The following is a 12,395-nucleotide window of genomic DNA, read 5'->3' as shown; positions in this document are numbered from 1 at the left end:
TTAATATGAAAAGATTTATAAGATTCAATGTACTAATGTTGTGCACACTCTTTTTTTATGGGTGTGCACCTCATTATTATTATTTTGAATTATTGGAAAAATCAATAATTAATAATGAAACTAACATCAATATTAAAGACGGTGCTTTTTATGCAATGCATCTTCCAGGGAATAAAGTAAGTGTTTCTCAGAATTTAGTGATCGTAAATCCTCAGAAAATACCCTTAGAAATTGCTAATTATTCTTTTAAAATTAACAGTACCATATTCACGTATGAATGGTCAAAAGTGATTAATAATTCAAAGGATTTTAAAAAACCGGGTGAAGGAACTACGGTTTTTTCAAATAATAAGAATCAGAATATGCTTCCTTTTACAATTAAAGCAAAGGATAGCGTGAACCTAACCGTTTTTTATAATTTAAACCAGGACATTTCAGAAGAAGAATTTAAAAATATCCGAATAGGGGAGGAATTAACGCTAGAGATGAATCTTCAAAAAAACAGGTATAGATATCGGTTTAAAGCAAAAAGCGAATAATTAAATACACGCAAAAAAGAATATTCAAATAGCAATAATTAATCATAGATCTTAAAATCTATAAAAATGGATTATCAGATGTATTAAAAAATCTCTTAGTAATTCCAAGATAACTCATAAAAAACCCTCCAACATTATGAAAAAAATTACTTGTTTATTGACTTTATGTTTTGCTTTAAACCTTATAACTGCTCAGGATACTTTTACCTATAAAAAGATAAAAAGCACAGATATAGATAAAGAAAAACTTGAATTAACAGGCGCATCAGAGCAACCCGCTCAAGAAATACCCATAAACGCTACTGCCTCCATGTCTACAGGAGGATCTGGAATTAACGAAACAGAAGGCCAGCTTTCAGTTTCACTATCTGGCGGTGCGAGTTACAGAGTTCCTATTGCTGTTCCTCCCGGGATTAACGGAATAGAACCTTCAATTGCTCTTACCTATAATAGTCAAGCAGGAAGCGGTCTGGCTGGGTATGGTTGGAATGTTTCTGGTGTATCTTTAATCACCAGAATCCCTTCAAGTAATTTTCATGACAATGAAATTGATCCAGTAGATTTTGATAATAAAGACCGCTTTGCTTTTGAAGGTCAGCGGATGATTCTAAAAAGTGGTACTCATGGAATCAGTGGGGCTGTTTATGAAACAGAACGGTATTCAAATGTAAAGATTACAGCTTATGGAACCTCTATATATGGAGCGGCTTATGGCCCTAGCTATTTTCAGGTAAAATATCCAGATGGTTCATATGCCTATTATGGGTTAGGAGGAGATGCTCGTTCAAGAACAGATTATGCAATTACGTATTGGAGAAGTCCGCATGGCGTATATATCCATTATAATTACACTACAAGTGGTAATGGGCTCTCTATTAGTAAAATAAAATGGGGAGGTAGAAGCTCTTCAGCGCATATGAATGAGATCCAATTTGTTTATGGAACCCGTAAGCGTTATGAACATTCTTATATTGGCGGACAAGCATTTGTGAGAACAAATTTACTCAAAGAAGTAAGAGTAAAAGGCAATGGAGTTGGTTATAGAAATTATATTTTAAATCATAATTATACCTCTCTTGGGTATGACAGACTCATAAGTATTCAAGAAAAAAGCGGAGATAATACCTTAAGTCATTCGCCTATAACTTTTAATTATAATAATACCGCTACATCCATAACTTCAGTAAATACAACCTATTCATTATCCGTAGGTAATATAGAACAAAGAAATGCAGAAGCAGTTTCTTTAGACCTCACTGGTAATGGGAAAATGGATTTTACGGTTTTTCCAAAATCGTCATCAGCTAGAAATAAGTTTTGGGTTTTTAAGGAAATTCAATCTGGGTATCCCAATTATGCGTATGAAGTAAATACAGGCGGACGCTTTGAAGCTTTGTTTCCAGTAAATTGGTTAACTCATAATAATAAAATTTTAGCAGGGCAAGGTATTGGTATTGCCCAAAATTATGGGTCTACTCAGGTAAAATTTAAAGTATACTCAAACGGAACGGTAAATCCTATTTATTATCAATATGAAAAGCTTTGGAATGCCCCAACATACACTTCCAGTTATTCTTGCGGAAGTAGTAATACCTATCGGGTAAACCAAAAGTATATTTCGGGAGATTTTAATGGAGATGGCATCTCAGATGTTATTGCAATAAGTAAGCCTTATTCATATTCTTATTGCTATGAAACCTTACCAGACCCAAATAATCCCTGTGGTTTTTTTGATGATCCTTTTTTGTCTAATTATGAAAAAACTGGGGTAGAAGAAAGCAAAATCAATCCAAACACGGAAACTGTAGGACCTCCAAGAGAAGAATCTCGTATTCCGATAGGAGGAGGAGACGGAACATGCTGTCAATGTACTTCTACCAGTTCTGGTTCTTCAAAAGTTAGTTTTATTAATTTGGATAGAAGATTAACTAGCGGATTTGCGAATTCGGCAGGATATCTTTCCGCTTCTCTCGGATCTAGCGATAAGCTTTATGCAGCAGATGTAAACGGAGATGGAAAAACAGATATTCTTCAGGTCAAGTCAGGAAGAATTTATGTGTATACCCTAAAAAGTAACAATTATATTCAATTGTTATGGTCTACACCAGATTCCAGAATTACCACCACAAGACCTATCATGATAGGTGATTACAATGGCGATGGAAAAACAGATTTCATGACTCCAATCGCAAACAACTCTTATACATTTGCCACCTTTCTTTCAACAGGAACAGGTTTTGTAAAAAGAGAATCTTCCATGCCGTATCAGTATAAAGAAACCAACTGGAACGGACAAAATGGAACCTTGTATGGATATAATTTAATCCCAGTAGATATTAATGGGGATGGACGTACAGATGTTGTAGATTATAGAACTACTACTTACAATAGTAGTAGTAATGGTACCCAATACGTGCGTGTATATCATAATACATATACTACTTCAACTAACGGAACTCCAGCATTTAATTATAGTGGATATGCTTCAAAATATGGAAATTTAAAACATTTTCCAATCCCTATTTTTATATCACAAGACAAAGCAAACGCTAATCTTGACTTTGGTTCTATTAGTAATAGTTGGGTATCATCTTTCAGGTTTACAAAAGACCATAGAGAAGATGTTTTATTGCGCTCTGTTGCTTCTAATGGAGTTACGCATACCATCAATTACAATTCTTTAGATACTTCAGAGCAAGGGTTAGACTATATGCCCGTATATCAATATACTTATGATAACACATATCCGTATGTGGATATTCAGATTGCACCTGGCACAAAAGTAGTTACGGCGTTGCAAAGAATAAGGAGTGGTACCTCAACCTTAAAGCAGATTTACTCCTACAAAGGAGCAGTTACGCATTTGGGTGGACTAGGATTTCAAGGTTTTTCTGCGGTTGCACGGAGTAATTGGCACACTGGTAATAGTGATCGTTTATTCACCATGACACGGCATAGTGCCGCTTTGAGAGGAGCCGTTACCCTAGAATATCAAGCCCCCTATAGTATAAACTTTACATCGGTACCGTCTAATTTCACAACCAAAAACACCTATTCTTATCAATCTTCTTTATCATCAAGCAAAGTTTTTAAACTTACAAACACCTCTATTGTAGAGGAAAACCGTCTGGAGAATACAACCACAACTAAAAGTTTTGTTTACGATAGTTACAATAATCCTACTAAGTCTACCACTAATTATTCTGGACAGGCATCAAAAGTAATTGATGTAACCTATGCAAATAGTACAGGTAGTACATATTATATTGGTAGAGCTACTAAAAAAGTAGAAACTTCTAGCATAGGTTCAGAAACCTTTAGGAGTGAAGAGCAATATGTATATAGTGGATGGAATGTTTCTCAAAAGAAAACGAAAGGCGACGGCACCAATTTTAATATAGATTACTACTATTATGATGTTTTTGGTAATATTATTAGAAAGGTAACCACACCTTATGGATCAACATCCAGAGAAGTAAAATTTGAGTATGATTCTTCTGGAAGGTATCTTACTAAATCTATCAATATTGAAGGTTTAGCTACAACCTATCAATATAATATTAATAATGGAACGCTTACTCGCGAAGTCAATACATTAGGGCATGCCACCAATTATCTATACGATAGCTGGTTTAGAATGACAAGAGCTACTGATTATTTAGGCAAAAAAGTAACTACAGCCTATGCAGAGTCCAATTATCAATATACCGTAACTGTAAATGGAGACAATGGAGCCTCTAAAATTTCAACCTACGACCCTTTAAAACGACTCATTCTTGAACAAGAAAAAAATGTAACTGGGCAATGGGTAAAGAAAAGCTACGTTTATGATAAGTTTGATAGAACCATTAGAGAAAGTGAACCGTATACAAGTAGCAGTGCTACGCAATGGAATGATACAGAATATGATTTTTATGGAAGAGTAGTAAAGCTCACCTCATTTACTGGAAAAATCACAAACATTAGTTATTCCGGACTAACATCTACGGTTAATGATGGAACTAAGACAGTAGTAACTACCAAAAATGCAATGGGTAAAACAGTATCTGTACAAGATCCTGGAGGAACAGTTTCATATACCTATTTTGGTAACGGAGCACTTAAAACTGCAAACTACGGAGGAGTACTATTAAGGATGGAACAAGATGGATGGGGAAGAAGAACCAAATTGATAGATCCATCCGCAGGAACCTACACATTTGAATACAACGGATTTGGAGACACTATTAAAGAAACAACTCCAAAAGGAAATACTGTAAACACTTATACAAACGTTGGTAAACTTACTCAAAAAACAGTTTCGGGAGATCTTACTAATATGACCATGCAGTATACGTATGATTCTACCTCAAAACAACTCAAGACAATTAACCTTTCCAATTCAGATGGGAATAACAGTACTTATACCTATGCGTATGATTCTTATAAACGAGTCACCTCCATTATTGAGAATAATGCATTTGCTAGGTTTATTAAGAGATATACTTACGATTCTTTTGGAAGAGTATACACCGAGGAGTTTGACGGGAAGGTATTGGCAAATAATAAGAGCACGGTTCGTAAAATTAAAAATAGCTATACCTATGGAGAAATAAGAAATATAAGAGATTACAGCTCAAATGAGCTCTTATGGTCTGTGAATAGTGTAAATGCCAGAGGGCAAGTAGTTTCATCATCAGGTGGCGTAGGACTCACCAAGAACAACACCTATAATTCATATGGTTATTTAACACAGGCTATAACCAATAAAGTAACCCTAGCGCCTATTGGTGATCCTTCTGGCGGGGTACAGCAATTAATGAAGCTTAGTTATAATTTCAATACACAACGGGGCTTGCTTAATAGCCGATCTAACAGCTTGTTTAATTGGAATGAAAATTTCCAGTATGATAGTATGGATAGGCTAATTAGCTTTAATGATAATAGCGGAAACCAATCACAGGCCTATGATACTAGAGGGCGAATTACCTCTGAAAGCCGGGTAGGAAGTTATGTGTATAATGGAAATTCTTATAGGCTTGCCTCACTTACTTTAAACGGGACTGGACAAAATTATTTTAATACTTATACAAGGCAGCAAATTTCGTACAATGCTTTTAAAAGCCCGGTAGAAATTTACGAACACGGTAAAGATCGTATTTCATTCCAGTACAATGCTTTTATGAGTCGTTCCAATATGTTTTACGGAGGAACGCAATCAGACAAACTACAACGAAGGTATCGCAAGCATTATTCCTTTGATGGAAGTATGGAAGCTACTTATGATAAACAAACCGGCAAAGTTACTTTTGTAGCATATATTGGAGGAGACGCATATACTGCCCCAGTTATTTGGCATTCTGAGCAAGGCTCAACCACCTCAAACAAATATTATTACCTACATCGTGATTACCTTGGAAGTATCTTGGCAATTACAGATAAAGAGGGTGCTTTTAAAGAAAAGCGACATTTTGATGCATGGGGTAATATCATAAAACTTACCAATGGGAGCGGAGCTAATCTTTCCAGTTTTGCAGTACTAGATAGAGGGTATACCGGTCATGAACACTTGCAGGGAGTAGGGTTGGTACATATGAATGGTCGTTTATATGATGCTAAGATCCATCGGTTCTTGAGTCCTGATAATTATATGCAAGACCCATTTAATACACAAAATTTTAATAGATATGCTTATGTACTTAATAACCCGCTAAAATATACAGATCCCAACGGTGAATTTTTCTGGTTTGCAGTAATTATTGGTGCTGCAATTGGTGCTATTAGTCAGGCACTAAAACCAGGAGCCACCTTTGGGTCCATACTTGGAGGAGCATTAATAGGAGCTGTGGCAGGATTAGTAGGAGCTGGCGTGGGAAGTGTCGTCGCCGGAGGCTCATTCTTTGGAAGTACAGTAGCCTCTACCATGGGCTTTTGGTCTGGCGCCGCAGCAGGGGCTGCCGGAGGTTTTGCTGGCGGCTTTGTAGGTGCGGCAGGAAACGCCTGGCTCAACGGTTCAAGTTTTGGAGAAGGACTCGTCTCAGGTATTAAAGCAGCACTTATTGGTGGTGTCACAGGAGGAATAGCAGGAGGAATCTCAGGCGGAATTAATGCAGTGAAAAACGGTAGGGAATTTTGGTCTGGTGAAAAATGGCAGGAAATAACCTTAGGATATGGAGGGGAAGGAACTTCAGGCTTTACCAAAGACTTTGATCTAGGTAAAAAATGGGATACCGAATTTGAAATGAAAATAGGTAGAACGCTACAAAAAGGAGAGTGGGATTGTACGCATGCCACTAAATTATCTGTAGATAAATATTATAATACCAGCGGTCAATCGTCTATTAATAGCAAATGGCTCAAATATGTAAACTCTAATAATGGTATGAAAAATACGTTTATACAAGGGTACTATAAGGGTTCTGGTTATAATGTGAGTTCTTTCGGAAACGGATACAATGGAAGTTATACACCCAAAAATGCACTTCCTTGGATGTTAGGCGAAATGAAAGCAAATAGAATTGTACAGATTGGTTGGTATCCAAAAAGTGGATATGGGCACGCAAGTCTAATTACTAAAATTCAATTCCTTGCAGATTTTTCAAAATATAGAATCACTATAATGGATCCTGGTGGTCATGGAGTGAGAGCAACATTTAAAAATATCTACCAGATTTTCAGCGTATGGAAATAGGAAAAGTAATAGTAATTTTAATGATGATTCTAAGTGCTGGTTGTAAAGGTCAGCACGAAGAATTGTCTATACCAGAAAAAGAAGCTTTTCTGGTGGGGATGTTCAATTTTTCTAGTGGTACTAACTGGGTGAAGGAACATCCAGTTTTAAAGAATCGTGTTAATTTTTTATTTCCAGGGAAAGAAAAACTTATTGAGGTGGTATTAGATACTTTAGCATCTTATGAAAAACAATCTGGATTAAATTTTATCATTAAAAAAGAAGATTTTGTTGAAATATATAGAGAAGAGGGGGAGGAAAATCCATTTTTACGATTTTTTGAAGAAGAAAGATCAGCAGATATGTTTTATTATGATGAAACCCTAGATAAAGATTTTGAAATAGTGGTCTTAAAATTAAAACCGGAAGCCTTTAAAACTCAAAATGAAAAATTGTATTTCTTATTGGGAGCTTTCATTAACTGTGGTAGGACTACTGAAAATGATTATTCATATACATATCCTGATGAAAATTATATGGAAGTGATTTCTGGATTATTAGAACAAACGGGAAGTACTATTGTTGTTAAAGAGAAAAAAAGAGAGGCTATGCCCGGTTATGATAAAGTAATCTTTAAACCTTCTAAAAATCTTAAAACACTTTTGATTTTATATAAAGAACTGACTAACAATTAAGTAGAGTTTAAAATAAATCATTTTAAAAGAGTTATCCATAAGGATAGCTTTTTTTGTTTTATATAATAGGAGTACATAATTAGTAAAATGGAAATTGTTAAAATAACTAATGTATTTTTATTTTTTAGTAACTTGTAGTCAAATGCAGCAAATTTGGCGTCCTTTGATAAAATAGTAGGATGTTAACCTCATTTTTTTAATTGTCTTTTCAGTAAAAACCAATTTTTATGCCAACTTATAATTTAAAAATTAACGGAAATAACCATTCTGTAGAAGTAGCATCAGATACACCACTTTTATGGGTATTGAGAGATCATCTTGATATGGTAGGTACCAAATATGGTTGTGGAATAGGCCAATGTGGTGCCTGTACTATTCATATAGACGGTACAGCAACACGAAGTTGTTTATTGCAGGTTTCTCAATTAGCGGGAAGAGCAATTACTACCATTGAGGGGCTTTCTGAAAATGGAGAACACCCGGTACAAGAGGCTTGGAAAGAAGTGGATGTACCTCAATGTGGATATTGTCAAGCAGGACAAATTATGACCGCTTCTTCATTTCTTAAAAATAATCCAAACCCAACGGAACAGGAAATAAAAAGTGCTATGCATGGTAATATTTGCAGATGTGCGGCTTATAATAGAATTCATAAGGCTGTGGCATTGGCAGCTGAGAAACTAACTTAAAAATTGTAAGATGTCAGCAGCAACACCAAATACATTCAGCAGGAGATCTTTTATTAAAGCATCAACCCTCGCAGGTGGGGGGATCCTTATTGGTTTTAACCTTTTTACCGCTTGTAAAAAAGAAGTAGTGCCTCCAATTGATATCTCTAAATTAAATTTTAATGATTTTAATGCTTTTATCAAGATTGCAGATAATGGAATGGTAACTATTTTCTCGCCAAACCCTGAAATCGGGCAAGGAGTTAAAACTTCAATGCCAATGATTATAGCGGAAGAATTAGAAGTTCCATGGAAACATGTATATGTAGAGCAAGCACCTTTAGATGCAAAGAATTACACCAGACAGGTGGCTGGCGGAAGTCAATCCATTCGTCAAGGATGGGATGCGTTACGGCAAACCGGTGCTACAACAAGACAAATGTTAGTAAATGCTGCAGCAGCAAAATGGGGCGTAGATGCATCTGAATGTTCTGCAAGCCAAGGCATCATTACAAACGCTAAAGGTGAAAAATTGGGTTATGGTGAGGTGGTTAAAGAAGCCGCTTCAATGGAAATTCCAGAAGGAGTTACCTTGAAGGAACCAAAAGATTATAAGATTATTGGCAAAGGTATTGTGAATGTAGATATAGATAATATTATTACTGGAAAACCTTTGTTTGGTCTTGATTTTAAAACAGAAGGCATGCAATATGCATCCGTACTGAGACCTCCTGCTTTTGGTCAAAAACTCATTTCGTTTGACGATTCCAAAGCAAGAAATATAGAAGGAGTAAAGGATATTGTTCGTTTTGGTGATAAAGTAGCCGTGTTAGCAACTAATACATGGGCTGCTATGAAAGGAAAGAAAGCGCTTGATGCCGAATGGAATGCAGAGGAACCTTTAGAAAGTAGTAAAGATCACGATAAAATACTCACAGATTTACTGGATGGTGACCAGTTTGAAACATTACGTACAGATGGGGATATTAATAAAGCATTTACAGATGCAGATGAAATAGTGAAGAGAACATATGAGTCACCTTTTCTTCCACATAACTGTATGGAACCCATGAACTTTTTTGCACATGTATCAGATGAAAAGGTTGAATTGGTAGGCCCTATTCAAACGCCAGAAGGTACTGCAAGATATGTGGCGAAATTATTAGAACGCAAAGAAGAGGAGGTGCATTTAGAAATGACCAGAATGGGGGGCGGTTTTGGTAGAAGATTATATGGGGATTTTGTAGTAGAAGCGGCAGAAATATCAAATGTAACTAGAAAACCAGTAAAAGTAGTTTATTCAAGAGAAGACGATATGACTGCGGGAATTTATAGACCTTCTATAAAATACCGCATAAAAGCAGCCTTAAAGAATGGTAAAATCACAGCTTATCATTTAAAAGAAGCTTCCATTAATTCTAATATGTATGGCTTGATCCCTAATTTTTTCCCCGCAGGAGCCATAGCCAATTATCAGGTGGACGTCGCTAAATTTGATAGCAAAATTTCCACAGGTGCATGGCGTGCTCCTTATACTAATTTTCTTGCCTTCGCAGAGCAAACTTTCTTTGATGAGCTTGCGCAGAAATTAGAAATAGATACGATTCAATTACGATTAGATCTTTTAGAGAACGCAAAAGGTACGTCTGATGAAAGAATTCAATATTCCCCAGAAAGAATGCAAAATACCATTAAATTGGTGATAGATAAATCAGGTTGGCATCAACCCAAACAAGGGGTGTATAAAGGTTTTAGTGCCTACTATAGTCATAATACCCATGTAGCTGAGGTTGCCGAAGTTCAATTAGAAGATGGTTTACCAGTAGTTAAAAAAGTATATTGCGCTGTAGATTGTGGTATTGTAATAAATAAATTAGGCGCGTTGAATCAAATTGAAGGAGGAGTAATAGATGGAATTGGTCATGCTATGTATGGTGATTTGAGTTTTAAAGATGGCGTTCCTGAAGCAGATAACTATGATAGCTATCGTTTAATTCGTATGCAAGAAGCTCCAGAAGTAGAAGCATTCTTTGTAGAGAACGATTTGGCACCTACAGGTCTTGGAGAACCTGCTCTGCCGCCAGCTGGTGCAGCGATTGCTAACGCCTTTTACGCTGCAACAGGAGAACGTTATTACAAACAGCCTTTTGTGAATAGTATTAAAAATAAAAAAGTATTAGGTTAATGAACGTACTCCTGTTTGGAATAGCCAAAGATATTGTTGGTACACAAGAACTAAGGCTTGAAAAAGCGTTAAATATTAAAACTGTTAAAGAGTTAACAGATTTTCTTAAAAATAAATACCCAGAATTTCAAAAATTACGTTCTATAGCAATTGCTGTAAATAGTAATTATGCAGAAATGGAAACAGCTTTAACTGAATCAGATGAAATTGCCATAATTCCTCCAGTAAGCGGAGGTTAGTATACCATGAAAAAAATAATAGAAATTGTTTCAAATTTAAATTGCTCCAGCGCTTATGAAGATCTGAATGATCCGGATAGTGGAGGAATTTGTGTTTTTATAGGCTCTGTAAGAAGTCAAACTAATAATGAAGAGGTTAATCAACTTCATTTTGAAGCTTATGATAAAATGGCACTTAAGGAGATGCATAAAATAGCAGACAAAGCTTTGCAAAAGTGGAAGCTAAAGAAAGTTGTGATAAAACATGTTACAGGGATGAAACAAGTAGGAGAGCCGGTAGTTTTAGTTGGAGCTTCAGCGCCTCATCGCGATAATTGTTTTGAAGCATGTAGGTTTTTAATTGATACACTTAAAGAAAAAGTGCCCATTTGGAAAAAAGAATTTTTTAAGAATAAAGAAGTTTGGGTATCAGCCCATCCATAATACTAAATATGATAGTAGATAATCACAACAGAACGATTAATTACCTAAGAATTGCTGTTACAGATCGTTGTAATTTGCGCTGTAATTATTGTATGCCAGAGCAAGGAATTAAATGGGCAGCAAACGATAAACTCCTAAGTATTGAAGAGCTTTGTCTTCTTGCAGAAATGTTGGTGAATATGGGGATTGATAAAATACGAATTACCGGAGGAGAACCTTTTGTAAGAAAAGATATTATGATTTTGATGCGTCATTTAGCGTCTTTAAAAGGATTAAAAGAAATATCAGTTACCACCAACGCAACACTTATAGGACCCTACATTCAAGAACTAAAACAATTAGGCATTCTAAAGGTGAATGTGAGCATGGATGCTATTGAAAGAGCCACCTTTGAAAAAATTACACGAAGAAAACAGTATGATACCGTTCATAAAAATTTAACTCATTTAATTTCAGAAGGCTTTGATGTAAAGATTAACTGTATTGTACTTGAAAACCAGAATGAGCAAGAAATTATTCCAATGGTGGAGTTGACAAGACATTTAAATGTTGCCGTTCGTTTTTTGGAAGAAATGCCGTTTAATGGTGGGACCAAAAATTTTCAATCCATAACTTGGGATTACAAAAAAATACTTTCACATATAACAGCAGTTTATCCAGATATAGAAAAGTTAGAAGACCCGTTTTCATCTACCTCTCTTAATTATCAGGTGAAAGGATTTGAAGGTACGATAGGTCTTATACCATCATTTACCCGCACCTTTTGTGGCACATGTAATCGCTTGAGAATTACTGCTACGGGTGATGTAGTTACTTGTTTGTATGCAAAAGCATCTGCTAATATTCGAGAAATTCTCAGAAGTCAAAATCAGAGAAGTAGCATAGAAGCACTTATTTTAAATGCGGTAAGTAAAAAAGCAAAAACTGGTTTTGAAGCGCAAGAAAAGCACAAGACCGTATTTTCAAACTCAATGACTTCCATTGGAGGGTAAAAAAT

8 protein-coding genes are annotated in these 12,395 nt (G+C 35.7%); all 8 read left to right on the top strand.

Features of this window, described 5'->3' with window-relative positions; translation table 11 throughout:
• The first annotated feature begins 5 nt into the window (after positions 1-5).
• The 8 genes from WBG07_RS01105 to moaA all read left to right on the top strand — a co-directional run bounded on the left by WBG07_RS01105 (position 6) and on the right by moaA (position 12,390).
• Positions 6-539, top strand: a complete 534-nt coding sequence (locus tag WBG07_RS01105; RefSeq protein ID WP_340198633.1) for a hypothetical protein — start codon at positions 6-8, stop codon at positions 537-539.
• 136 nt (positions 540-675) lie between these two features.
• Positions 676-7,209, top strand: coding sequence for an FG-GAP-like repeat-containing protein (locus WBG07_RS01100; protein WP_340198632.1), 6,534 nt, complete (start codon positions 676-678; stop codon positions 7,207-7,209).
• Positions 7,200-7,883: a hypothetical protein gene (locus WBG07_RS01095; protein ID WP_340198631.1), complete on the top strand. Its 684-nt coding sequence runs from the start codon at positions 7,200-7,202 to the stop codon at positions 7,881-7,883. Before WBG07_RS01100 ends, WBG07_RS01095 begins: the two co-directional genes overlap by 10 nt.
• Positions 7,884-8,110: 227 nt before the next feature.
• Positions 8,111-8,572, top strand: a complete 462-nt coding sequence (locus tag WBG07_RS01090) for a (2Fe-2S)-binding protein (protein WP_340198630.1) — start codon at positions 8,111-8,113, stop codon at positions 8,570-8,572.
• Positions 8,573-8,582: 10 nt separating this feature from the next.
• The gene (locus tag WBG07_RS01085; protein WP_340198629.1) at positions 8,583-10,736 is read left to right on the top strand and encodes a xanthine dehydrogenase family protein molybdopterin-binding subunit; all 2,154 of its coding nucleotides are present in this window, start codon (positions 8,583-8,585) and stop codon (positions 10,734-10,736) included.
• Complete coding sequence (gene moaD, locus WBG07_RS01080; protein WP_340198628.1) at positions 10,736-10,975, top strand: molybdopterin converting factor subunit 1; 240 nt, start codon at positions 10,736-10,738, stop codon at positions 10,973-10,975. The genes WBG07_RS01085 and moaD overlap by 1 nt, the downstream gene beginning before the upstream one ends.
• A 6-nt stretch (positions 10,976-10,981) precedes the next feature.
• A complete protein-coding gene (locus tag WBG07_RS01075) occupies positions 10,982-11,398 on the top strand; it encodes a molybdenum cofactor biosynthesis protein MoaE (protein WP_340198627.1) in 417 nt (138 codons plus the stop codon).
• An 8-nt stretch (positions 11,399-11,406) separates the two neighbouring features.
• Positions 11,407-12,390 (top strand): GTP 3',8-cyclase MoaA, encoded by a 984-nt coding sequence (gene moaA, locus WBG07_RS01070; RefSeq protein WP_340198626.1) that lies wholly within the window; start codon positions 11,407-11,409, stop codon positions 12,388-12,390.
• Positions 12,391-12,395: the final 5 nt, after the last annotated feature.

The organism is Ascidiimonas meishanensis (assembly GCF_037782385.1).
Taxonomy (GTDB): Bacteria; Bacteroidota; Bacteroidia; order Flavobacteriales; family Flavobacteriaceae; genus Ascidiimonas; species Ascidiimonas meishanensis.
Note: the sequence above shows the minus strand (reverse complement) of the source record. Positions and strands in the feature narration are given on the sequence as shown.